The organism is Pseudomonas sp. HMSC065H01 (genome assembly GCF_001815235.1).
Lineage (GTDB): Bacteria > Pseudomonadota > Gammaproteobacteria > Pseudomonadales > Pseudomonadaceae > Pseudomonas > Pseudomonas aeruginosa.
In genome coordinates this window covers 78,793-102,209 of sequence record NZ_KV819863.1, presented here as the reverse complement: position 1 = coordinate 102,209, position 23,417 = coordinate 78,793, and the positions used below count along the sequence as shown (strand labels likewise).

Sequence of the window (23,417 nt, the reverse complement as noted above, 5' to 3'; positions counted from 1 at the left end):
ACCTACCAGGTCAGCGGCCTGAAGAACGGTGACAGCGCCGGCTCGATCCTGACCGGCGGGCTGAACCGCGACGCAGGCGAGAACGTGGGTGTGTATGGCATCAACCAGGGCGGCCTGGTGCTGACCAGTGGCAACTATGACCTGGCCTACCAGGGTAATGACCTGACCATCACCAAGGCGCTGCTCAACGTATTCGCCGATGCCAAGAGCAAGCAGGTCGGCACCGCCGACCCGGCGCTGACCTATCAGGTTTCCGGCCTGAAGAATGGCGATAGCGCCGGTCAGGTGCTCGCCGGCGGGCTCGGTCGGGTGGGCGGCGAAGCCGTAGGCCAGTACGACATCCTCCAGGGTGGGCTTGCCCTCACCAGCGGCAACTACCAGCTCAACTACCAGGGCAACCTGCTGAGCATCCTGCCGCTGCCGGTCACGCCGGGCGACCTGGGGCAACTGGCAGCGCTCTCCGACTTGCGCGAACTGCAGAAGGGGCGCGATCCGGATACCCCCGGGGATGCGGTCTACCGCACCACCACGCTGGAAAACCCGTTCCTCGAAAACCCGTTCCTGCGCGCCTACGCTCTGGGCATGGACGTCAGCGATCCTAACCTGCTGCCGGCTACCGCCGCGGGTCCGGCGGAGGACGCCAGCGCCAAGCGGGTGGGGCAGTTCACCGATCGTCCGCTCAGGGCAGAGGCCGAGAGTGGGGCGGGTTGCTCGAACCAGAGCTACCTGGCCGACTACTGGAGCTGCTTCAACAAGCCTCTGAATTTCTAACCCTTTTCGCAATGCGCACTATCGTCTCCGGGCGGTAGTGCGTCATCTGCCCGAGGTGAATGATGAAACCTTCGCAATGGACGCTTCGCTGGGTGACGCTCTGTGGCTGCGGGATGCTGGCTGCTTCCGCCGCCGCCGTGGAGTTGCCAGGGACTGTACAGCCATCCCAGCTCGATGAACGCTTCAAGCCCCGCAGCGAGCCGCAAGCCAAGCCCGAGGCGCCGCTGGTGGTGCCCAAGCAGGTCGCGCCGCAAGGCAGCGAACAGATCCGCTTCGAACTGCGCGAGATACGCATCGAAGGCAACACCCGCTATGACAAGGCGGTGCTCGAGTCCTATTACCAGCATATGCTCGGCAAGCAGGTGTCCCTGGCCGAACTGGTCGACCTGGCCAACCGCCTCACCGCCAAGTACCGCCAGGACGGGTACCTGTTGACCCAGGTAGTGGTGCCGGAGCAGAGCATCGAGGGCGGCAAGGTACGCCTGCAGGTGATCGAGGGTTACCTCGAACACGTGCAGATCAAGGGATCCGTCGATGGGCCGCGGGTGCGAGTGGAGGAACTGCTCGCGCCGCTGACCGAAAAACGTCCGCTGGATGCCGATACCCTGGAGCGCGGCCTGCTGCTGGTCGGCGACCTGCCGGGGGTCAACGTGCAGAGCGTGCTCAGCCCGGGTCAGGCGCTGGGCTCGTCGAACCTCGACGTGGCCTTGCAACAGCAGCGATACGAAGGCTTCGTCAGCCTCGACAACCGCGGCTCGCACTACACCGACCCGACCACCCTGGCCTTCGGCGCCACCGAGTTCTCCCGCCTGGGCTTCTACGAGCAGATCGACGTGCTCGGCGCGATCTCGCCGTTCAGCGATGCCACCCGCTACATCCAGTTGCGCGGCACGTTGCCGCTGGGTGGCATGTTCGCCGGCGATACCCTGCAGATCATGGGTTCCTATTCGAAGGTCAACCCGGACATTCCGGACTCGGTATTCCCCTTCGACAGCGTCAGCAAGAGCACCGAAGGCAGCATTTCCTACAACCATCCCTTCATCCGCTCGCGCTCGCAGAACCTGAGCGGCGGCCTGGCGTTGCAGTGGAAGGATACCGAGACCCGCCTGCGCGACTTCGCCAGCGACGCCTCGAACCCCGGTCGTGACCATGTGCGGGTGTTCCAGCAACGCCTGACCTATGACTGGGTCGACCGCTGGATGGGCATCAACCTGGCGGAGGTGCGCAACAACATCGGCCTGGACATGTGGGGCGCGACCAAGAAGGACGATGAACGTCGTTCCCGCGAAGTGGCCGACGGACGTTTCGTCTATCTCAACGGCAACATCGGGCGTCTGCAAGGGCTCGGTGGACCCTGGTCGGTGTATGGCGAATTGCAATGGCAGTACAGCTTCGACCCGTTGCTGCCGAGCGAGCGCTTCGGCGTCGGCGGCAGCGGGATCGGTCGCGGCTTCGCCCCGGGCAACATCACCGGTGACCGTGGCTTCGCCCTGAAGCTCGAACCGCGCTATGGCCAGGCGGTGGGCTATAGCTGGCTGCGCAGCTACCAGGCCTACGCTTTCTACGACTGGGGCAAGACCTACAACCTCGACGTGGACGATGACGAGCAGCAGAAGCTCGGCTCGATCGGTGCCGGGGTGCGCTTCAACCTCACCGACCAGTTGTCGTTCAACCCGGAGATTGCCCGCCAGGTCATCGGCGAGCCAGCCGACCAGCGCGATGGGAAGCGCGAGACGCGGGTCCTGTTCAACGTGGTGGCGCGCTTCTGAACCCTGCCGGCCTCCGTTCCGGAGGCTGCTGACGGAGCCCCTCTCCGGTTCTGCGGAGAGGGAGGTCCGTGCTCAATTCCGAGTGTTTTTCTCAAACTTTCGATTTCTTCGATTTTTCATATCGATGCCGTCAATCCGTGCCAAGGCCGGTCGGAGAGGCGTATTCTTGCTGTAACTCCTGTACTAGAGCGGTTCTTCGCACTATTTCAAACGTCGATGAATACTATTGGCGCGCTTCGTTTTCCAATCGAGTTTCCCGAACAGAGAATGGCCCCACGTAACGAATACCTGGAGCCACTGCCATGAAACGCCCGCTGATCCTCGCCATCGCCCTTGCTACCCTGACCGCCAATGCCGCCTTCGCTGCACCGCGGGTCGAATCCATCGCCCTGCGCGGTGCCCAACAACTGATCGCCTCCGACGGTTCCGACCGTACCCTCGAACGCCTGCGCAAGACCCAGGCGCCGCGCGTCCAGGAAGAACGCCGGGTCGCCGAAAGCGGCAGCGAGCAGACCATCGATCGCTTGCACCGCGACATGACCAGCCGCGAGGCGCGCCTGGCCGAGAACGGCAGCGAACAGACCGTCGACCGTCTGCACAAGGACATGGGGCGCGTCGATCTGCGCCTGGCCGACAACGGTAGCGAGCGCACCGTCGACCGCCTGCATCGGGAGATGCGGCGCCCCGCCTGACACCGGGGATAACGCCGCAAGGTGCGAGAAAAGCCCGGCTCGATGCCGGGCTTTCTTATTGCCGAGAAGGTGCGGTGTTCCATGGGGAGGACGGATAACGCCCCAGGCGTTATCGCCGATACGCCGCTGTCGGGGCAGCGGCGCGCGACGGCATTGGCCTCAGTGCAGGCGGTCGCGTTGCGCCAGGCTAGGGAACAGCTTCATCCACGCTCCGGTGACCACCAGGGTGCCGATCCCGCCAAGGACCACTGCCGGTACCGTGCCGAACCAGTGTGCGGTGAGCCCGGACTCGAACTCGCCGAGCTGGTTCGAGGCGCCGATGAACAGGCCGTTCACCGCGCTGACCCGGCCGCGCATCTCGTCGGGGGTTTCGAGCTGCACGAAGGCGCCGCGGATGACCATGCTGACCATATCCGCGGCGCCGAGTACCACCAGCACGCCGAGGGACAGCCAGAACGATTTCGACAGGCCGAAGGCGATGGTTGCCAGGCCGAAGATGCCCACGGAGAGGAACATGATCCGCCCGACGTTGCGTTCGATGCTGAAGTGCGCCAGCCAGAACGACATTGCCAGGGCGCCCACCGCTGGAGCCGAGCGCAGCAGGCCGAGGCCCCAGGGCCCGGTGAGCAGGATGTCCTTGGCGAACACCGGGAGCAGGGCGGTGGCGCCGCCGAGGAGCACGGCGAACAGATCGAGGGAGATCGCCCCGAAGATGTCCGGTCGGCTGCGGATGAAACGGATGCCGGCGAGCAGCGAGTCGAGGGTGGCCTTGCCCTGGGTGAGCGGCTGGTTGCGTACCGGCAGGCTGAGCGTCAGGACGCACGCGAGGACGTAGAGAGTCGCGGTCGGCACGTAGACCCAGGAGGCACCGAACGCATAGAGCAGGCCGCCGAGGGCCGGGGCGGCAATGGTCGCCGCCTGCATCGCCGAAGCCGAAGCGGCCACCGCGCGCGGGAACAGCCCGGCCGGTACCAGGTTCGGCAGCAGCGCCTGGGTGGTCGGCATTTCGAAGGCGCGGGCGGTACCGAGGGCGAAGGCGAGGACGAAGATCATGTTGCGGGTGATCTCTCCCGAAGCCGCGCCGAGCACCAGTGCCACCGCCACCAGGGCCTGGCCGGCCTGGCAGAGGGCGGCGATCCTGCGTCGGTCGTAGCGGTCGGCAACATGCCCGGTGTGGAGCATGAACAGTACCCGCGGGAGGAATTCGACCAGGCCTACCAGGCCCAGGTCGAGGACATTGCCGGTCAGTTCGTAGATGTGCCAGCCGATGGCCACGGTGAGCATCTGGAAGCCGCTGGCGGTGCAGACGCGGGCCAGCCAGAAGGCGAGGAAGGGACGATGGCGGAGCAGGGAGCTGGGTTGGCTGGACATGCTGGGGTCGGGCGTTTCGAGAGGAGGGCGGAGAGTAACATGTGGTTACCTCTTGGCTGTTGCCATTGCCGAAATCGAAGATTCAGAGAAGCGCACGAAAAGGTTGGAGCCGGCCTGGCAGGCGACCAAAGTCGAGTGTCCATGGGGCCTTCCAGCGGTAGACGGGACTTTTCCTCGGGTGCGACTTGTCGCTAAAATTAACTCCTGAGTCAGGTTTTTCCGCCTGCGTGCTCCACCTCGTCCGTCCGGACGAGCTGTTCAAGCCTGAATAACGACATGGGTGGGAACCGTACCACCCAGAGGAACTTGCATGTCCAACCGTGATATATCCCGGCGCGCCTTTCTCCAGGGCGGGTTGATCGCCGGCGTGGGTGTCACCCTGGCGCCGCTCGGCAGCCAGGCGTTCGCTGCCTTGTTCGAGAACCAGGTGACCGTTTCCGCCCAGCGCTGGATGGCGGGCAACGGTCAGGTCCGTTTCCGTAACGACGCCTTGTCCAAGGTCTGCGGCAACAAGGTGTTCGCCCGCGATATCCGCGCCAGGGACATGCCCGGCTGGCCGCAGCAGCAAGGCCACGCCATGTTGCTGAAGACCGTTCGCGCCGACCGCATCTACGAAGGCCACGACCTTTCCTGGCTGGGCGCCGAGTTGCAGCCGGACCGTATCGTCACCGCCGCCGACCTGGAGAAGGACGGCATCGTCTTCCCCGAGGCGCATTCGCCCGATCCGCTCCTGCCGCCGGGCAAGGTGCCGATGTTCATCGGCCATCCGGTGGCGATCCTGATCTGGAACGACTTCGAGCGCTTCCGCCGGGCCAAGCTCAAGCTCAAGTTCAACGACAAGGCGATCCGCTATGGCGCCCAGGCCCCGCTGTACCAGGGCGATCCCTACGGCAGCTATCGCTTCGTCCGGGTCGGCGGCAAGACGCCCTACGAGGACGACGAGTTCTCCAGCCTGAAGGACTCGATGCTGTTCCCCACCATCCTCAACCGCAAACCGGTATGGACCAGCGAGCCGAAGCTGCACGGCGACCTCACCGAGCAGGGGCTGTTCCATGCCAAGCGCATGGCCGAGCAACTGGAAAACCCGCCGCAGGACTGGCTGGTCTTCGACGAGCGCTACAAGACCCCATCGATCGAGCCGGCGGCACTGGAGCCGGACAACGGCAACGGCTGGTACGACGCGGCGAGCAAGACCTTGCACTTCGTGGTCGCCACCCAGTGCCCGTTCGAAGTCGCCTACGAAAGCGTGCACATGATCAAGCCGTCGCGCTTCGCCCTGGAGAAGTTCAACATCCATCCGGGCTATACCGTCGGCTACGGCTCCAAGGACAACAACATCTTCGTCTTCTATGCCGCGCTCGCCGCGCTGTATGGCGAGGGTGTGCCGGTGCGCCTGGCCAACGACCGCTACGAGCAGTTCCAGAGCGGCATCAAGCGCCACCCGTTCGACATCCGCTACCAACTGGCGGTAGACAGGAACGACCTCGGCTTCCGCATCTTCCGCGCCGACATGAGCGCCGACGGCGGCGGGCGCGCCAACTACAGCGCCTCGGTGGCGGCGGTGGGCGCCACCGCCGCGCAGTCGATCTACTACATGCCGCAGAACGACCTGGCGGTCACCGCCTATCATTCGCGCGGCGTGGAGGCCGGCTCGATGCGCGGCTACGGTACCCTGCAGACCATGGCCGCGACCGAGATGATGGTCGACGAGATCGCTGGCCGGCTGGGCGTCGACGCCATCGACCTGCGTCGTCGCAACGCCCTGCGCTCGGGCATGAAGAACACCCAGGGCGCGGTCCCGGCCGGTGCCCTGCGCCTGCACGAGATCCTCGACAAGGCCGCTGCCCACGAGGTCTGGAAGGACCGCGACGCACGCAAGAAGCGCTTCGACGCGGAGGACCCGGACAACTGGTATGGGGTCGGCTTCGCCATTTGCCAGAAGGACTTCGGCACCGGCGCCGAGGCGCCGATGGCGAGCATCGAGTTCAGCGCCGACGGGCGCATCAGCCTGCGCCACATCGGCACCGAGATCGGTACCGGGATGTCCACCTCGCAGGCCTTCGTGGTCGGCGACTTCCTCGGCCGTCCGGCGGACGAGGTGAAGACCGCCGAGACCGAATGGCCCGAGCTGCGGCTCACCACCAAGGGCAATCCCTACCTGATGAGCCAGGCCGAGCAGGACGCCGCGCTACGCGATCCGCGCTGGGTCGGCAAGCTGGCCTCGCCGTCGTCGGCGACCAACTCGGCGTTCTATTTCAGCCACGCCACCCGCGAAGCCGCGCGCGTGCTGTTCAACCACGGCCTGTGGCCGGCGGCCCTGGAGCTGTGGCGCAGCGGTCCGTTCGGCGGCCAGGCCAATCCCTATGTGGTGCGCCGCGAAAACGCGGTATGGGTCGACGGCCAGTTGACCGGCAACGGCCTGGCGCCGATTCCCTTCGCCGAGCTGGCGAAGAAGGCCCACGAGATGGGCCTGGTCACCGGCGTCAGCGTCCACGGCTTCAACCGCTGGAGCTGGGCCGAGGCGGACTTCGTCATCGATGGCGTGCGCGAGCGCCTGCCGCTCGACGCCATGGCGGTGAAGTACGGCGACGGCGCGCCGGGAGTGAAGAAGGCGATGATGAACAGCGCCGGCTTCCACCTGCTCGACCGGCAGAATCCGGCTTATCCGGCGACCCAGCTGAACAACGCGATGGTCACCTACTACAGTCCGGTGGCGACCCTGGTCGAGCTGAAGGTGAACAAGGGCAGCGGCGAGGTGCAGGTGCTCGACCACCATTCCTGGATCGAGTGCGGCCGGGTGCTGGTGCCGGAGCTGGTCAAGGGCCAGCTGGAGGGCGGCATCGCCATGGGTATCGGCCATGCGCTGCTGGAGGAAATGCCGCTCTACGAGGGCGGCCCTGCGGAAGGGGACTGGAACTTCAACCGCTACCGGTTGCCGCGGGCGAAGGACGTGGCGGTTTGGAACCAGACGGCGGAGATCCTCCCGCCGCTGTCGCCGACCGATCCGGCCAAAGGCATCGCCGAGGTGGTGATGATCCCGGTGGTCGGCGCCATCGCCAACGCCGTGGCGCACGCCACCGGCAAGCGCGTCCGCGACCTGCCCATCACTCCCGCCCGCATCAAGGAGGCCCTCCATGGCTAACCGCAAGCTCCAGATGACCCTCAACGGTCAAACCGTCGGTCCGGTGGAGGTCGCCGAAGACCTGCCGATGATCGACTACCTGCACGAATACCAGAACCTCACCGGCTCGCGCCTGGGCTGTGGCCAGGGCATCTGCCATGCCTGCGTGGTGATCGTCGACAATCCGGACGGCACCAGCGAGGAAGTGCGCACCTGCATCACCGGCGCGCACTACTTCGACGGCAAGAAGGTTCGCACCATCGAGGGCCATGCCCAGCGCGACGAGAATGGCGACATCCGCGAGCTGAACCCGATCCAGCAGAAGTTCGTCGACCAGTTCGCCTTCCAGTGCAGCTATTGCGCGCCGGGCTTCGTCAACGCCGCCACCGTGCTGGTGGAAAAAGCCCAGCGCCAGCCGATCAAGCGCAGCGAGCTGGAGCAGGCGATCGAGGACAGCCTCGGCCATCACATCTGCCGTTGCACCGGCTACGTGCGCTACTACAGCGCCACCCGCGACGTGCTCGACGAACTCGGCCTGGTCAAGGAGGCTTGAGGATGAAGCTGACCCTTTCCGGCCTCGCCCTGGCGCTGGCCGCGCTGTCGCCGTTCCTGGCCTCCGCCGCCAGCGCCGACGCGGCGCTGGTCAAGCGCGGCGAATACCTCGCCCGCGCCGCCGACTGCATGGCCTGCCATACCGCCGAGGGCGGCGCGCCGTTCGCCGGCGGGCTGCCGATCCAGTCGCCGTTCGGCACCATCTACGGCACCAACATCACCCCGGACAAGGAACACGGCATCGGCGCCTACAGCGCCGACGAGTTCTTCGCCGCTCTTACCGAGGGCAAGCGCAAGGACGGCGCCTACCTCTATCCGGCGATGCCCTACACCTCCTATCACCTGATCGAGCGCGAGGATGCCGACGCCATCTACGCCTACCTGATGGCCCAGGAGCCGATCGCCCGGCCGGCGCCGCAGACCAGCCTGAGCTTCCCGTTCAACGTGCGCATGGGCCTGGCCGGCTGGAACCTGCTCTACGGCAAGAGCGTGCGCTTGCAGCCGGAGGAAGGGCGCAGCGAGGCCTGGAAGCGCGGGCAGTACATGGTCGAGGTGCTCGGCCACTGCGGCGAGTGCCATACCCCGCGCAACCTGGCCGGCGCCCTGGAGCAGGACAAGCGCCTGAGCGGCGGCCTGCTCAACGGCTACCTGGCGCCCAGCCTGCTGCCCGGCGCCCTTGCCGCGCGCGGTTGGACCCAGCCGGACCTGGCGAGCTTCCTCAAGCACGGCATGAGCGCCCAGGGCAGCATGTTCAACGAGATGTTCCCGGTGGTGCACCACAGCACCCAGCACCTCGACGACAGCGACCTGGCAGCCATGGCCACCTACCTGCTCGGCGACCAGCCGCCGCCGGCCAAGGTGGTCCAGGCGCTGCCCGAGGCGCAGCTGAACGACAGCGGCAAGCGCGGTCGCCAGCAGTACCTCAACGTCTGCGCCGGCTGCCACGGCGGCGAAGGCGAGGGCAAGCCGCATATCGCGGTGGCGATGAACGGCAACACTACCCTGCGCCTGCAAGACCCGCGTAATCTGTTGCGAGTGATCGAAGACGGCATCGTCGAACAGCAGTTCACCGGCTTCGAACGCATGCAACCGATGCCCGGTTTCGCCGGGAAACTCGACGACGAGCAACTCACGGACCTGCTCAACTACCTGCGCCAGACCTGGGGCGGATTGCCCGGTGACCTCGGTCCCCAACAGGTCGCGCAATTGAAGATGGAGAGCGCTTCGGCGCATACCGTCAAGGTGAAGTGAATCGTGCAACACCTCGATCTACAGGTGGTCCGCAAGGCGCTGAAGTGGTCCGTGGGCGGCGAACGGGTGTGGTTCTGTACCGTGCTCACGACCTATGGCTCGGCGCCCCGCGCGCCGGGATCGCTGCTGGCGGTGAACGCCAGCGGTGAATGGATCGGCTCGCTGTCCGGCGGCTGCGTCGAGGATGATTTCCTCGAACGGGTCGCCGCCGGCGGTTTCCCCGATCCCGCGGTGATCGTGCGCTACGGCGAGGGCGACGACCCGAACTCGAACATCCGCCTGCCCTGCGGCGGCATCCTCGACGTACTGGTGGAAAACCTGGCGCCGGACTGCGATGTCCAGGCCCATCTGCGCGAGCTGGAGTCGGCGTTGCTTGGTCAGCGCCGCCTGCTGCGCGAGGTCGAGCTGGGCAGCGGCGCGCGCAGCCTGCGCGACGATTCCAGCCACGGCCCTCGGGCTGAACGCGACGGCGAGTGCGTGCGCTTGCGCGTCGGCGCTGCCCAGCGCCTGCTGCTGGCCGGCTATTCCAGCGTCGCCCATGCCTGCGCCGAGTTCGGCAAGGGCCTGGGCTTCGAGGTGATCCTCTGCGACCCGCGCGAAGAAGCCTTGCGCGGCGTGGTGCTGGAGGGCATCGAGATCCGTCGCGAGCTGCCCTCGCTGTTCATCGCCGACGGCGGTTGCCACGCCGATACGGCGGTGGTGGCGTTGACCCACGATCCGAAGATCGACGACCTGGCGATGCTCGAGGCGGTGCGTACCGAAGCCTTCTATATCGGCGTGATGGGATCGCGGGCGACCTCGGAGAAACGCTTCGAGCGCCTGCGGCGCATCGGCGGCCTGGGCGATGCCGAACTGGCGCGGATCCACGCGCCGATCGGCCTCAACCTCGGCAGCAAGACGCCGGCGGAAATCGCCCTGGCGGTGCTGGCGGACATTCTTCGCATCCGCAACGGCATTCCCCGCGAGCGGCTCTGATGGTCGCCGCCGACGAGGTGCTGTGCCTGGTCCTGGCGGCCGGGCAGGGGCGCCGCTTCGGCAGCGACAAGCGCCTGGCGCGCCTGGCTGATGGCACGACCCTGCTGGCGGCCAGCGTGGCGCGGGCGCGCGAGGCGTTCGCCGAGGTGCGGGTGGTGGTGCGTGCCGGAGACACCCCGGCGAGCCTGGGCCTGCCGGCGCAGCAGCGGCTTGTCCACAGCCTCGATGCATCGTTGGGCATGGGCCACAGCCTGGCCGCCGGCGTCGCGGCGGCGAGGAACAGCACGGCCCGGGCCATCGCCGTCCTGCTCGGCGACATGCCCTGGATCGCCGCCGATACCCTCGAGCGTCTGGCCGCGATGGCCACTCCCGAAGCCATCGTGTTTCCCCTGTACGACGGTCAGCGCGGCCATCCGGTGCTGTTCGGCCGCGCTTTCTGGGACGCGCTTGCGCAACTGGACGGCGACCAGGGCGCGCGCCGTGTGCTGCAGGCCCATCGTCCGGCCTGGTGCGAGGTGCCGTGCGACGATCCGGGCGTACTCCGCGACGTGGACACCCCGGCGGCGCTCGGCTGACTATTTTCCCGCTTTCAGGATCACGAACTTCGGATTCGCCGCGACCTGCTCGACCCCGCGGAACAGCCGCTTGAGCTTGGCGTGGTAGCCCAGGTGGCGGTTGCCGACGATCCACAGTTCGCCGCCCGCCGCCAGGGCATCGCGAGCCTGGAGAAACATGCGCCAGGCGAGGAAGTCGCCGACCACCTGCTGCTGGTGGAACGGCGGGTTGCACAGGACCAGGTCCAGCGAGCCCGCCGCCTGGCCGGCCAGGCCATCGTCGGCGCGGAACGTCGCCGGCCGCTCGCCCAGCGCCGCTCGCCAGTTTTCCCGCGCCGACTGCACGGCCATGTACGACTCATCCACCAGGGTCAGCTCGGCCTGCGGGTTGAGCAGCGCGTAGGCGATGCCGAGCACCCCGTTGCCGCAGCCCAGGTCGGCGGCGCGTAGCGCGCCGAGGCTGCGTGGCAGGTGCGGGAGGAAGGCGCGGGTGCCGATGTCGAGACCCTCCCGGCAGAATACGTTGGCGTGGTTGAGCAGCGTCAGCGGCGGCTGCTCCAGGCGATAGCGGGTCGGATAGGGCGAGCGCGGTTGCGGGCGCTCCGCTGCCTCGGCGATCAGCAGGCGGGCCTTCTTCACCGCCAGCGAAGCGTGCATCGGGCCGATGTAGCGTTCCAGCAGGTCGCCGGCGGCGCGCGGCAAGTGCTTGACCATCCCCGCGGCGACGACCTGCGCGCCCGGTGCCAGTTGGCCGTGCAGGCGGATCAGTTGCTCCTCCAGCAACGCGAGGGTCTTCGGCACCTTGACCAGTACGTGATCGAAGGGCCCCACGGCGGTTTCGCTGGCCGGGACGAAGCGCACCGAGCCCAGGTCGAGGCCGTTGCGCGCGAGGTTCTTGCGCAGGGCGAGGAAGCCCAGGTGCGAATCGCCGCTGCTGGTGACCTGGACGTGCGGCGCCAGGCTCGCGGCGAGGGCGCCGAAGGCGTCGTTGAGGACCAGCACCCGGCATTGCGCCGTCACGCCCCGTTCGTGCAACTGGTTGAGCAGGTATTCGTCGGCGGCGTCGAACGCCTGGAGGGGCTCGCCGTCCTGCTCGGGCTGGCGGACCAGGTCGAGCTGGGCGAAGGGGGGGGCGAATAGAGGCATCGGGTTCCCGGCGGGGCGAATCCCGCTCGTCAATTAACAATCTGTCGAAACTGAGAGCTGGTTGGAGTTCTCCAGCTTGTGCGGCACACGGATATGCCGAAAAATTCTTTACCCGGCTCTGGTTAGTCGTTTCCTTACCGACGAGTCATCCAGCCGGGCACGCCAATAATAACCGGGCTAGGGCTTCGATAGCGCCTGTCATGACCCGGTAGCGCCTGGACGGGCGCCTTCGCCACTTCGAGCGGTGACCGTCACCCAACCCGTTTCCCGAACGAGACCCGTGCGAGCCGTCGCGGGGCTCGTCGTTGCCATCGCACAGGTACATCGATGTTCAAGCCGTTTGTCGGTGTGGCGTTCGCCGCACTGTTCGCCGTTTCCGCCGTCGCCCATGCCGAGGACGCCGGCCCGATCGTGATCAAGTTCTCCCATGTGGTCTCCGACGACACGCCCAAGGGCAAGGGGGCGCTGTTGTTCAAGAAGCTTGCCGAGGAGCGTCTGCCGGGCAAGGTCAAGGTCGAGGTCTACCCCAACTCGACGCTGTTCGGCGACGCCGACGAGATCGAGGCCCTGCGCGCCAACAAGGTGCAGATGCTGGCCACCTCGCTGTCCAAGTTCGAGCCCTATACCAAGCAACTCCAGGTGTTCGACCTGCCGTTCCTGTTCGATGATCTGGAGGCCCTGAAGCGTTTCCAGAAGCGCGACAAGAGCCGCGAACTGCTGCGCTCCATGGCCAAGCACGGTATCTATGGCCTGGCCTACTGGAACAACGGCATGAAGCAACTTTCCGCCACTCGCGAGCTGCACCGGCCGGACGATGCCAAGGGCCTGGTCTTCCGTATCCAGCCGTCGTCGGTGCTGGAAGCGCAGTTCGCCATGCTCGGCGCCACCGCCAAGCAGTTGTCCTACGCCGAGACCCTCAAGGCCATGCAGGCCGGCAGCGTGCAGGGCACCGAGAACACCTGGTCGAACCTCGCCGGACAGAAGATCGACAGCGTGCAGCCGTACATCACCGAGACCAATCACGGCGCGCTCAGCTACATGCTGATCACCAGTTCGGCGTTCTGGACCGGCATTCCCTACCAGACCCGCACCGAACTGGAGAGCATCGTCGACGAGGTCACCCTGGTGGTGAACAAGGAAGCCGAAGCGCTCAACCAGAAGGAGCGCGAGCACCTGCTGGCAGCCGGCAAGAGCCGCCTGGTCAGCCTCAGCGCGGAAGAGCACGAGGCCTGGCGCAACGCCATGAAGCCGCTGTGGAAGAACTACGAGGCGCAGATCGGTAGTGACGTGTTGCGCGCGGCCCAGGTGGTCAACCGCAAGCGCTGATCGGCCGCTGGCTATTCCCGTCAGCGGGGATAGCCACAAGCCTTGCGGGTGTTTCTGCCGGGTGCTTTGCGGGACACTAGGGGAGTATCGGTATCCGGAGCGGACCATGACCGCCAGCGAAGAGAAATTCACCCGCCAGACGCTGCTCGACGTGCAGCCTCTGACTCCCAACCTGTTCACCCTGCGTACCAGCCGCGACGCGGGATTCCGGTTCCGCGCCGGGCAATTCGCCCGGCTCGGCGTGTACAAGCCCAGCGGCAGTATCGTCTGGCGCGCCTACTCGATGGTTTCGGCGCCTCATGACGAATTCCTCGACTTCTTTTCCATCGTCGTCCCGGACGGCGAGTTCACCAGCGAACTCAGCCGCCTGCGCGAGGGCGACCAGTTGCTGGTCGATCGCCAGGCCTTCGGCTTCCTCACCCTCGACCGCTTCGTGGATGGTCGTGACCTTTGGCTGCTGGCCACCGGTACCGGTGTGGCGCCGTTCGTCTCGATCCTGCAGGACTTCGAGGTCTGGGAGCGCTTCGAAAGCATCAAGCTGGTCTACAGCGTGCGTGAGAGCAAGGAGCTGGCCTACCGCGAGCTGATCGCCGGCCTCGCCGAGCGCGAATACCTGGCCGAGCATGCCCACAAGCTGCAGTTCATCCCGGTGGTGACCCGCGAGCAGGTACCCGGTTGCCTGAACGGACGTATCACCACGCTGATCGAGAACGGCGATCTGGAGCGTGCCGCCGACCTGGAACTGACCCCGGAGCATTCGCGGGTGATGCTCTGCGGCAACCCGCAGATGATCGAGGACACCCGCGCCGTGCTGAAGGCTCGCGGCATGAACCTCAGTCTGACCCGGCGCCCGGGGCAGGTGGCGGTGGAGAACTACTGGTAGGTGCGTGCCCGCGCAGTAGCGGCGGATAACGCTGCCGCCCGGCGTGTTGTCCGGCAATGAAAAAGGGCCCGTTCGGGCCCTTTTTCATTGTTCCGCCGACGCGATCACGACTTGTTCTGCTGGGCTTTCAGCAGATCGCGGATCTCGGTCAGCAGGGTTTCCTCGGCACTCGGCACTGGCGGTTCGGACGGCGCGACGGCTTCTTCGCGCTTGAGGCGGTTGATCGCCTTGACCCCCATGAAGATGGCGAAGGCCACGATGACGAAGTCGAGTATGGTCTGAATGAACTTGCCATAGGCCAGCACCACCGCCGGCACGTCGCCTTCGGCGGCCTTCAATGTTATCGCCAGGTCGGAGAAGTCGACTCCGCCGATCAGCAGTCCGATCGGCGGCATGATCACATCGCCCACGAAGGACGAGACGATCTTGCCGAAGGCCGCGCCGATGATGATACCGACAGCCATATCCACGACATTGCCCTTGACGGCAAAGGCTTTGAATTCACTCAGAAGACCCATGGGTTCACTCCCTGTATTTCGCTAATAGGTAAAGGCAGTCTAATGCAGCCTTCGGCAAGTTGCTCAGGCTGGAAGATTGGTGTGTTGGTTCCCCCCGGCAACGCGAAAATTCGCAAGGCATACGTTTGCGTCGGGTCTTGTGGGGAGAAACGAAGTTTAGAGGAAAAACATTACACTCATGTCGATTTTCAGGAATTCGCCAAGAAAGAAGACAAAGCAACTTCGGCAACTTTGAACTGCGCCATGCAGATGCCGGAAGTTGAAGTTGGAGTGGCGAGGTTCTCCGACCTAACTTCGCAGGCAAATAACGAAGGTGAACTCGTTTACCGGCGAGCGGACTGGGAGTGCCTGGTGCACCAGCGCGGGCTTTCTTCGGCTGGCGGTCTTTTTTATTTCTTTTTGCGATTCATGGGCGCATTGATATTCCTAATCGGCGCGGTGAGGTTTTTCAATTTAGCGTCGCCGGCGGCGCTCCTTACCTTGGTCGGGCGCAACAAGACGCCTGACAAGCCATTAGGAGCTCTTCCATGAACCCTTCCCTGAACGCCTTCCGTCCCGGCCGCCTGCTGGTGGCGGCAAGCCTGACCGCCAGCCTCCTGTCGCTGTCCGTGCAGGCCGCGACCCTGACCCGTGACAACGGTGCGCCAGTGGGCGACAACCAGAACTCGCAGACCGCCGGGCCCAACGGTTCGGTGCTGCTGCAGGACGTGCAACTGCTGCAGAAGCTGCAACGTTTCGACCGCGAGCGTATTCCCGAACGCGTGGTGCATGCCCGCGGCACCGGCGCCCATGGCGAGTTCGTCGCCAGTGCCGATATCAGCGACCTGAGCATGGCCAAGGTCTTCCGCAAGGGCGAGAAGACCCCGGTATTCGTGCGCTTCTCCGCGGTGGTGCACGGCAACCACTCCCCGGAAACCCTGCGCGATCCGCGCGGTTTCGCCACCAAGTTCTATACCGCAGACGGCAATTGGGACCTGGTGGGCAACAACTTCCCGACCTTCTTCATCCGCGATGCGATCAAGTTCCCGGACATGGTCCATGCCTTCAAGCCGGACCCGCGCAGCAACCTCGACGACGACTCGCGACGCTTCGATTTCTTCTCCCACGTGCCGGAGGCGACCCGCACCCTGACCCTGCTGTATTCCAACGAGGGCACCCCGGCCAGCTACCGGGAAATGGACGGCAACAGCGTGCATGCCTACAAGCTGGTCAACGCCAGGGGCGAAGTGCACTACGTGAAGTTCCACTGGAAGAGCCTGCAGGGCCAGAAGAACCTCGATCCGAAACAGGTGGCTGAAGTCCAGGGGCGCGACTACAGCCACATGACCAATGACCTGGTGAGCGCGATCCGGAAGGGCGACTTCCCGAAATGGGACCTGTACATCCAGGTGCTCAAGCCCGAGGACCTGGCGAAATTCGACTTCGACCCGCTGGACGCGACCAAGATCTGGCCGGGCATTCCCGAGCGCAAGATCGGCCAGATGGTGCTGAACCGCAACGTCGACAACTTCTTCCAGGAAACCGAACAGGTCGCCATGGCGCCGTCGAACCTGGTGCCGGGCATCGAGCCCTCCGAGGATCGCCTGCTCCAGGGACGGCTGTTCGCCTACGCCGATACCCAGATGTACCGGGTCGGCGCCAACGGCCTGGGCCTGCCGGTCAACCGCCCGCGCAGCGAGGTCAATACCGTCAACCAGGACGGCGCGCTGAACGCCGGACACAGTACCAGCGGGGTGAACTACCAGCCGAGCCGGCTCGATCCGCGCGAGGAGCAGGCCAGCGCCCGATACGTGCGGACCCCGCTGAGCGGCACCACCCAGCAGGCGAAGATCCAGCGCGAGCAGAACTTCAAGCAGACCGGCGAGCTGTTCCGCTCCTACGGCAAGAAGGACCAGGCCGACCTGATCGCCAGTCTCGGCGGGGCGTTGGCGATCACCGACGACGAGAGCAAGTACATCATGCTTTCCTACTTCTACAAGGCTGACAGCGACTACGGCACGGGCCTGGCCAAGGTGGCCGGGGCCGATCTGCAGCGCGTCCGGCAACTGGCGGCGAAGCTCCAGGATTGATCGCAACCGGGGCGGCCATCCAGGCCGCCCTTCCTCTATCGGTTTGGTGGGAGATGACGACGATGCGAGGTTGGATTCTGGCAGGCTTGCTGCTCGCGGCGCTGGCCGCGCAAGCTGGCGAGGTGCATGGGGTCGAGGTCGAAGCGCGGTTGCGCGACTACTTCTTCGATGCCGCCCGACGCGGTGACCAGGCCATGCTGAAGGAGTTCGTCGAGGCCGGCTTCGACCTCGATGTGCAGGATGCCAAGGGCTATACCGCGCTGATCCTGGCCGCCTACCACGGCCATGGCGGAGCGGTGGAACAATTGCTGGAGGCCGGGGCCGACCCCTGCGTCCAGGATGCGCGCGGCAACACCGCCCTGATGGGCGCCATCTTCAAGGGCGAGGTCCGCATCGCCCGGCGCCTGATCGGCGCGCAATGCAGCCCCGACCAGCGCAACGGCGCAGGGCAGACCGCGGCCATGTACGCGGCGCTGTTCGAGCGCGAGGAGCTGCTCCAGGCGCTGTCGGCGCGCGGTGCCGACCTTGGCGCCCGCGATGCGCTGGGCAACAGCGTGGAAAGCCTGCGACGCGGCGAACTGAACGGCACTGCGGCGGCGAGGTGATCGGGGGCAATGTTCGGAGGAGGCCTGCTGGGCTAGTCTGGAGGTGTCGTATACAACGTCAGAGGAGGTCCGTCATGCCGCTCGAGCAACATCCGCTTTCCCGGGAGTTTCCGGATTTTCATGCCGAACTGAAGCAACTTCATGGCAACGACGCCCACTTCACTCGCCTGGCGGCGGACTATGAGAGCCTCGACAAGCGCATCTACGAGGTCGAGGGCGGTCGCGAACCCCTCGACGACCTGGCGCTGCAGGGGTTGAAGCAGCAACGGGTGCAACTCAAGGACGAAATCGCCGAGAGGCTGAGGAAGGCCAACGGAAAAGGCCATTGATTCATTCACGACAACGGCATGAAAAAGGGCGCCTCCGGCGCCCTTTTTCATGTGGGCATGCTCAGAAGGCGCCGCCGAAACGGAAACTCTGTCCGACCGCGACGAAACCCAGGCCCACCAGGGTGATCGCGGCGATGTGCCAGCCCAGCTTCGGCAGGCTCTCGGCGTCCAGGTTCGGGATCAGGCGCAGGCGCGCATGCACGCCCAGGGCGGCGGTCGCCGCCAGGAGCAGCAGCTTGAGCTGCAGGGCACGGGCCACCGGCGTGGCGCCGAACCAGTGGTCGAACGGCAGCCACAGGCTGGCCAGCCACAGGCCGCTGACCACCTGCAGCAGCAGGGCGGGGATGCCGATCCGCTCGTAGACCTGCTCGAAGGCACGGATCGCCTGGGGATCGCGGCGGCGCAGGGCGCCGGGGAGGATGCCGAGGGCCAGGACCAGGTGGCCGCCGACCCAGATCGCGGCACCCAGCAGGTGCAGGAACAGCAGTGTGCGCATGGAAGTCTCCTTGTCCGGCCATCAGTGTTGCGCGAAGCGCGGTCGATCGAGGCTGATCGGAATCAAGCCAGCGGCTATCATCTGCGCTTTGCCCGCGAGAGGAGTTCCCATGGCCAAGGCCAAGCGCATGTACGGCTGCACCGAGTGTGGCGCGACCTTCCCGAAATGGGCCGGCCAGTGCGCGGACTGCGGGGCCTGGAACACCCTGGTGGAGACCGTCGTCGAGGCCGCGCCGAGCGGCTCCGGCCGCGGCGGCTGGGCCGGCCAGCAGGCCAACCTGAAGACCCTGGCGGAGGTCAGCGTCGAGGAAATGCCGCGCTTCACGACCGGCTCCACCGAACTGGACCGGGTTCTCGGCGGCGGCCTGGTGGACGGTTCGGTGGTGCTGATCGGCGGCGATCCCGGCATCGGCAAGTCGACCATTCTCCTGCAGACCCTTTGCAACCTGGCCAGCCGCGTCCCGGCGCTGTACGTCACCGGCGAGGAATCCCAGCAGCAGGTGGCGATGCGCGCGCGGCGCCTGTCGTTGCCGGAAGACAAGCTCAAGGTGATGACCGAGACCAGCATCGAGACCATCATCGCCACCGCGCGCCAGGAGCAGCCGCGGGTGATGGTGATCGACTCGATCCAGACCATCTTCACCGAGCAGTTGCAATCGGCGCCGGGCGGCGTCGCCCAGGTCCGCGAGAGCGCCGCGATGCTGGTGCGCTATGCCAAGCAGAGCGGCACGGCGATCTTCCTGGTCGGCCACGTGACCAAGGAAGGCGCCCTGGCCGGCCCGCGGGTGCTCGAACACATGGTCGACACCGTACTGTATTTCGAGGGCGAATCAGACGGCCGCCTGCGCCTGCTGCGGGCGGTGAAGAACCGCTTCGGCGCGGTCAACGAACTGGGAGTGTTCGGCATGACCGACAAAGGCCTGAAGGAAGTGAGCAACCCTTCGGCGATCTTCCTCACGCGGGCCCAGGAAGCGGTGCCCGGCAGCGTGGTGATGGCCACCTGGGAAGGCTCGCGGCCGATGCTGGTGGAGGTCCAGGCGCTGGTCGACACCAGTCACCTGGCGAATCCGCGGCGGGTGACCCTGGGCCTCGACCAGAACCGCCTGGCGATGCTGCTGGCGGTGCTGCACCGGCACGGCGGTATCCCGACCTACGACCAGGACGTGTTCCTCAACGTGGTGGGTGGGGTCAAGGTGCTGGAAACCGCCTCCGACCTGGCGTTGATGGCGGCGGTGATGTCCAGCCTGCGCAACCGCCCGCTGCCGCACGACCTGCTGGTGTTCGGCGAGGTCGGGCTGTCCGGCGAGGTGCGTCCGGTGCCGAGCGGCCAGGAGCGCCTGAAGGAAGCCGGCAAGCATGGTTTCAAGCGTGCCATCGTACCCCTCGGCAACGCGCCGAAGGAGGCGCCGGCGGGATTGCAGGTGATCGCCGTGACGCGCCTCGAGCAGGCCCTGGACGCCCTCTTCGAGTGACCCGCCTCAGTCGTCGTGGGCGCTGACCAGCAGGGCCAGCTCGCGCTCGAGGAGTTCCTCGTCGCCCAGGTTCAGTTCCACCAGGCGGCGCAGGTGGCTGATGGAGTCGAGGTCGATGTGCTGGCATTCGAAGCCGAGCAGGCCGTCGCGAGCCCAGGCCAGGCTGATCTCCATGCGGATCAGTACATCCAGGCCCAGGTACAGGCGGGCCTCGAAGGGCCGTTGCGGGTCGCCGTTCCAGTCCTGCGGCTGGCCGACCAGGATGCCGTGCAGGGAGACGTCGTGGAGCAAGACCTCCCAGCGCCGTTCGCCCTGGAGGATCTCGCTGTCGGCGTCGAAGGCGATCCGGTGGAAACGTCGACGTTCGTCGTGCTGGTCACTCATGTCGCGATCCCTCGGTGCGCGCTGCTGGATACCACTATAGCCAAGCCATGCCGGCGGGGAAGTGGCGGAATTCGATCGGCGGTGCCGTCCGTCCCCGCCTGTGCGGCTGGATCGGCGGCATGTGTCCGAGTTTGACAGTTCGTCAAGTCTCGCCAAAGCTGCTAAAGCGTTTTTCTCCAAAATACAACTGCGGAGCGCAGACATGGACAAGCGACTTTTGAGCAAGGGGTTGGTTCTGGGGCTGCTGAGCCTGGGCAGCATGACGGCACACGCCGACGCGGCAGGCGGTAATGGCTGTGGTTGGGGCAACATGGTGTTCGAGGGCCAGCGCGGCCTGTTCCCGCACCTGCTGGCCACCACCACCAACGGTACCTCGGGCAACGCCACCTTCGGCATGACCTCCGGGACCAACGGTTGCAACACCAATGCACGCCTGGGCTACGGCGGCCGCTCGATCTTCGCCATGAACGGGATGCTCGACAACATCGCCGAGGACATGGCCAAGGGCCAGGGCGAAGCGCTCGACGCCTATGCCGTGCTGCTCGGCGTGGAAGCCAAGGACCGGGCGCACTTCGCCCAGGTCACCCAGCAGCATTTCGGCGAGATCTTCGCGAGCAAGGATGCGACGGGCGAACAGGTCCTGAGCAACACCCTGGCGGTGATGAGTCGCGACGGCACCCTGGCGCGCTACGCCAAGCAACCGGCCTGAGACCTCAGGCCCAGGAAAGAGCCCGCTACGGCGGGCTTTTTCGTGTGCGCGGCCTGCCCGCCGGAGGTTGCCGCCTTCGTTGCCACGGCAGACGAACGGCTTGGGCATGCGGCGTTTTCCCAGGGCGCTTCCTACGGAGAGGGCAAGGTCGCGCCGAAGCGTTTTCGCCTGGCCGGCCCTTGTCGGCCATGGACTTTTCCGGCGGATTCCTGCGACATTGCGCCTACCGCCATCGCGCGGTAACCGCTCTAGACTAAGGTCGTATGACCCCTGGTCGGTTCGCGGCTAGAATTTTCGCTGCAGAACTGCGCCCTCCATCTGTCGGAAGCCAAACACTATGAACAATAACAATAGCCTGCTACGTCACCTCGCCTGGCTGGTGGTGGCGATCGTGGGCGCCGCGGCCCTGGGCGTCGTCGCCCTGCGTCGTGGCGAAGCGATCAACGCCTTGTGGATCGTGGTGGCGGCGGTGGCCATCTACCTGGTCGCCTACCGTTACTACAGCCTGTTCATCGCCAGCAAGGTGATGCAACTGGACCCCAACCGCGCCACTCCCGCGGTACTCAACAACGATGGCCTGGACTACGTCCCGACCAACAAGCACATCCTCTTCGGCCACCACTTCGCCGCCATCGCCGGCGCCGGTCCGCTGGTCGGTCCGGTCCTTGCCGCGCAGATGGGCTACCTGCCCGGCACCCTCTGGCTGATCGCCGGCGTAGTCCTCGCCGGCGCGGTGCAGGACTTCATGGTCCTGTTCATCTCCAGCCGTCGCAACGGCCGCTCGCTGGGCGAGCTGGTGCGCGAGGAAATGGGCCAGGTGGCCGGGACTATCGCGCTGTTCGGCGCCTTCCTGATCATGATCATCATCCTCGCGGTGCTCGCGCTGATCGTGGTGAAGGCTCTGGCCGACAGCCCCTGGGGCATGTTCACCGTCCTCGCGACCATTCCCATCGCGCTGTTCATGGGCGTCTACATGCGCTTCATCCGCCCCGGCCGGATCGGCGAGATCTCGATCATCGGGGTGTTCCTCCTGCTCGGTTCGATCTGGCTCGGCGGGCAGGTCGCGGCCAGTCCGGAATGGGCGCCGCATTTCACCTTCAGTGGAATCCAGATCACCTGGATGCTGATCGGCTACGGCGCCGTCGCCTCGGTACTGCCGGTGTGGCTGCTGCTGGCGCCGCGCGACTACCTGTCGACCTTCCTCAAGATCGGCACCATCATCGGCCTGGCGATCGGCATCCTGATCGTCATGCCGGAACTGAAGATGCCGGCCCTGACCCAGTTCACCGACGGCACCGGCCCGGTCTGGAAAGGCAGCCTGTTCCCGTTCCTGTTCATCACCATCGCCTGCGGCGCGGTGTCCGGCTTCCACGCGCTGATCTCCTCGGGGACCACGCCGAAGCTGCTCAACCGCGAGCCCGACGCCCGCTACATCGGCTACGGCGGCATGCTGATGGAGTCCTTCGTGGCGATCATGGCGATGGTCGCCGCCTCGGTGATCGAGCCGGGCATCTACTTCGCCATGAACAGCCCGCCGGCGGTGGTCGGCGCCGACGTCAACGCGGTGGCCGCGACCGTCAGCAGCTGGGGCTTCGCCATCACGCCGGAGCAACTCACCCAGACCGCCCAGGACATCGGCGAGACCACCATCCTGGCCCGTGCCGGCGGCGCGCCGACCCTGGCGGTGGGGATCGCGCACATCCTCCACCAGGTGCTGCCGGGCGAGAACACCATGGCCTTCTGGTACCACTTCGCGATCCTCTTCGAGGCCTTGTTCATCCTCACCGCGGTGGACGCCGGCACCCGTGCCGGGCGCTTCATGCTGCAGGACCTGCTGGGCAACTTCGTGCCGGCGCTGAAGAAGACCGAGTCGTGGACCGCCAACATCATCGGCACCGGCGGCTGCGTGGCGCTGTGGGGCTGGCTGCTGTACCAGGGCGTGGTCGACCCGCTGGGCGGGATCAATACCCTGTGGCCGCTGTTCGGCATTTCCAACCAGATGCTCGCCGGCATCGCGCTGATGCTCGCCACCGTGGTCCTGATCAAGATGAAGCGCCAGCAGTATGTCTGGGTCACCATCCTGCCGGCGGCCTGGTTGCTGATCTGCACCACCACCGCGGGCCTGATCAAGATCTTCGACAGCAACCCGGCGGTCGGCTTCGTCGCTCTTGGCGAGAAGTACGCCACCGCGCTGGATGCCGGCCAGGTGCTGGCGCCGGCCAAGGATATCGGCCAGATGCAGCACGTGGTGCTGAACGCCTACATCAACGCCGGTCTGACCGTGCTGTTCCTGCTGGTGGTCTTCAGCGTACTGTTCTACGCCATCAAGGTCGGCATCGCGGCCTGGGGCAAGAGCGAGCGGACCGACAAGGAAACCCCGTTCGAGCCCATCCCCGACGCCTGACCGGCCGCGCTCCCCGGTTCG

22 protein-coding genes are annotated in these 23,417 nt (G+C 66.0%); 17 read left to right on the top strand and 5 right to left on the bottom strand.

The window, feature by feature from the left end; genetic code table 11:
- From HMPREF3014_RS12335 to HMPREF3014_RS12325, 3 genes are all read left to right on the top strand, one after another.
- Positions 1-771 (top strand): MBG-2 domain-containing protein (locus HMPREF3014_RS12335; RefSeq protein WP_177344159.1); only part of this gene is annotated, 771 nt, incomplete at its 5' end.
- A 62-nt stretch (positions 772-833) separates the two neighbouring features.
- A complete protein-coding gene (gene cdrB / locus HMPREF3014_RS12330; protein WP_023087812.1) occupies positions 834-2,540 on the top strand; it encodes a two-partner secretion system transporter CdrB in 1,707 nt (568 codons plus the stop codon).
- 302 nt (positions 2,541-2,842) lie between these two features.
- Positions 2,843-3,232, top strand: coding sequence for a hypothetical protein (locus HMPREF3014_RS12325; protein ID WP_003106768.1), 390 nt, complete (start codon positions 2,843-2,845; stop codon positions 3,230-3,232).
- Between the two features lie 159 nt (positions 3,233-3,391).
- Here the strand turns inward: HMPREF3014_RS12325 and HMPREF3014_RS12320 are convergent, their stop codons facing one another.
- Complete coding sequence (locus tag HMPREF3014_RS12320) at positions 3,392-4,603, bottom strand: MFS transporter (RefSeq protein WP_003094912.1); 1,212 nt, start codon at positions 4,601-4,603, stop codon at positions 3,392-3,394.
- Between the two features lie 310 nt (positions 4,604-4,913).
- On the opposite strand from HMPREF3014_RS12320, the gene HMPREF3014_RS12315 reads away from it, so the two are divergent.
- The 5 genes from HMPREF3014_RS12315 to HMPREF3014_RS12295 are packed head-to-tail and all read left to right on the top strand — an operon-like array spanning position 4,914 to position 11,077.
- Positions 4,914-7,745, top strand: a complete 2,832-nt coding sequence (locus HMPREF3014_RS12315) for a xanthine dehydrogenase family protein molybdopterin-binding subunit (RefSeq protein ID WP_003106770.1) — start codon at positions 4,914-4,916, stop codon at positions 7,743-7,745.
- On the top strand, positions 7,738-8,277 hold the full coding sequence (locus HMPREF3014_RS12310) for a (2Fe-2S)-binding protein (RefSeq protein ID WP_003104869.1): 540 nt from the start codon (positions 7,738-7,740) through the stop codon (positions 8,275-8,277). The genes HMPREF3014_RS12315 and HMPREF3014_RS12310 overlap by 8 nt, the downstream gene beginning before the upstream one ends.
- Positions 8,278-8,279: 2 nt before the next feature.
- Positions 8,280-9,527, top strand: a complete 1,248-nt coding sequence (locus HMPREF3014_RS12305; protein WP_023087811.1) for a cytochrome c — start codon at positions 8,280-8,282, stop codon at positions 9,525-9,527.
- Positions 9,528-9,530: 3 nt separating this feature from the next.
- A complete protein-coding gene (locus tag HMPREF3014_RS12300; protein ID WP_003104873.1) occupies positions 9,531-10,502 on the top strand; it encodes an XdhC family protein in 972 nt (323 codons plus the stop codon).
- Positions 10,502-11,077: a nucleotidyltransferase family protein gene (locus HMPREF3014_RS12295; protein WP_003104875.1), complete on the top strand. Its 576-nt coding sequence runs from the start codon at positions 10,502-10,504 to the stop codon at positions 11,075-11,077. The genes HMPREF3014_RS12300 and HMPREF3014_RS12295 overlap by 1 nt, the downstream gene beginning before the upstream one ends.
- On the opposite strand, the gene HMPREF3014_RS12290 is transcribed toward HMPREF3014_RS12295, so the two are convergent.
- Entirely contained in the window at positions 11,078-12,202 is a 1,125-nt protein-coding gene (locus tag HMPREF3014_RS12290; RefSeq protein WP_023087810.1) for a methyltransferase, read from the bottom strand.
- A gap of 327 nt (positions 12,203-12,529) precedes the next feature.
- Between HMPREF3014_RS12290 and HMPREF3014_RS12285 the strand changes: the two genes are divergently transcribed.
- A complete protein-coding gene (locus HMPREF3014_RS12285; RefSeq protein WP_003104879.1) occupies positions 12,530-13,528 on the top strand; it encodes a DctP family TRAP transporter solute-binding subunit in 999 nt (332 codons plus the stop codon).
- 106 nt (positions 13,529-13,634) lie between these two features.
- Positions 13,635-14,411, top strand: a complete 777-nt coding sequence (locus tag HMPREF3014_RS12280; RefSeq protein ID WP_003110878.1) for a ferredoxin--NADP reductase — start codon at positions 13,635-13,637, stop codon at positions 14,409-14,411.
- A gap of 104 nt (positions 14,412-14,515) precedes the next feature.
- Here HMPREF3014_RS12280 and mscL read toward each other — a convergent pair whose 3' ends face one another.
- Entirely contained in the window at positions 14,516-14,929 is a 414-nt protein-coding gene (mscL, locus tag HMPREF3014_RS12275) for a large-conductance mechanosensitive channel protein MscL (protein ID WP_003094890.1), read from the bottom strand.
- Between the two features lie 81 nt (positions 14,930-15,010).
- On the opposite strand from mscL, the gene HMPREF3014_RS34790 reads away from it, so the two are divergent.
- From HMPREF3014_RS34790 to HMPREF3014_RS12255, 4 genes are all read left to right on the top strand, one after another.
- Positions 15,011-15,460, top strand: a complete 450-nt coding sequence (locus HMPREF3014_RS34790; protein ID WP_170869550.1) for a hypothetical protein — start codon at positions 15,011-15,013, stop codon at positions 15,458-15,460.
- Positions 15,457-16,998 (top strand): catalase KatB, encoded by a 1,542-nt coding sequence (gene katB, locus HMPREF3014_RS12265; RefSeq protein WP_003094881.1) that lies wholly within the window; start codon positions 15,457-15,459, stop codon positions 16,996-16,998. The genes HMPREF3014_RS34790 and katB overlap by 4 nt, the downstream gene beginning before the upstream one ends.
- A 53-nt stretch (positions 16,999-17,051) precedes the next feature.
- Complete coding sequence (locus tag HMPREF3014_RS12260; protein ID WP_025271364.1) at positions 17,052-17,603, top strand: ankyrin repeat domain-containing protein; 552 nt, start codon at positions 17,052-17,054, stop codon at positions 17,601-17,603.
- A 74-nt stretch (positions 17,604-17,677) separates the two neighbouring features.
- Entirely contained in the window at positions 17,678-17,932 is a 255-nt protein-coding gene (locus HMPREF3014_RS12255) for an HP1242/YdcH family protein (RefSeq protein ID WP_003104887.1), read from the top strand.
- 61 nt (positions 17,933-17,993) lie between these two features.
- Here HMPREF3014_RS12255 and HMPREF3014_RS12250 read toward each other — a convergent pair whose 3' ends face one another.
- On the bottom strand, positions 17,994-18,428 hold the full coding sequence (locus HMPREF3014_RS12250) for a CopD family protein (RefSeq protein ID WP_003112796.1): 435 nt from the start codon (positions 18,426-18,428) through the stop codon (positions 17,994-17,996).
- A gap of 109 nt (positions 18,429-18,537) precedes the next feature.
- Here HMPREF3014_RS12250 and radA point away from each other — a divergent pair, with 109 nt between their 5' ends.
- Positions 18,538-19,899, top strand: coding sequence for a DNA repair protein RadA (radA, locus tag HMPREF3014_RS12245; protein WP_003094867.1), 1,362 nt, complete (start codon positions 18,538-18,540; stop codon positions 19,897-19,899).
- Positions 19,900-19,905: 6 nt separating this feature from the next.
- On the opposite strand, the gene mapZ is transcribed toward radA, so the two are convergent.
- Positions 19,906-20,283 (bottom strand): cyclic di-GMP-binding protein MapZ, encoded by a 378-nt coding sequence (gene mapZ, locus HMPREF3014_RS12240; protein WP_003094864.1) that lies wholly within the window; start codon positions 20,281-20,283, stop codon positions 19,906-19,908.
- Positions 20,284-20,485: 202 nt separating this feature from the next.
- Between mapZ and HMPREF3014_RS12235 the strand changes: the two genes are divergently transcribed.
- A complete protein-coding gene (locus HMPREF3014_RS12235) occupies positions 20,486-20,992 on the top strand; it encodes a DUF3015 domain-containing protein (RefSeq protein ID WP_003094862.1) in 507 nt (168 codons plus the stop codon).
- A gap of 337 nt (positions 20,993-21,329) precedes the next feature.
- Positions 21,330-23,396 carry a carbon starvation CstA family protein gene (locus HMPREF3014_RS12230; protein ID WP_003094859.1) on the top strand — a complete coding sequence of 689 codons (2,067 nt, stop codon included), beginning with the start codon at positions 21,330-21,332 and terminating at the stop codon, positions 23,394-23,396.
- The last annotated feature ends 21 nt before the right edge of the window (positions 23,397-23,417 follow it).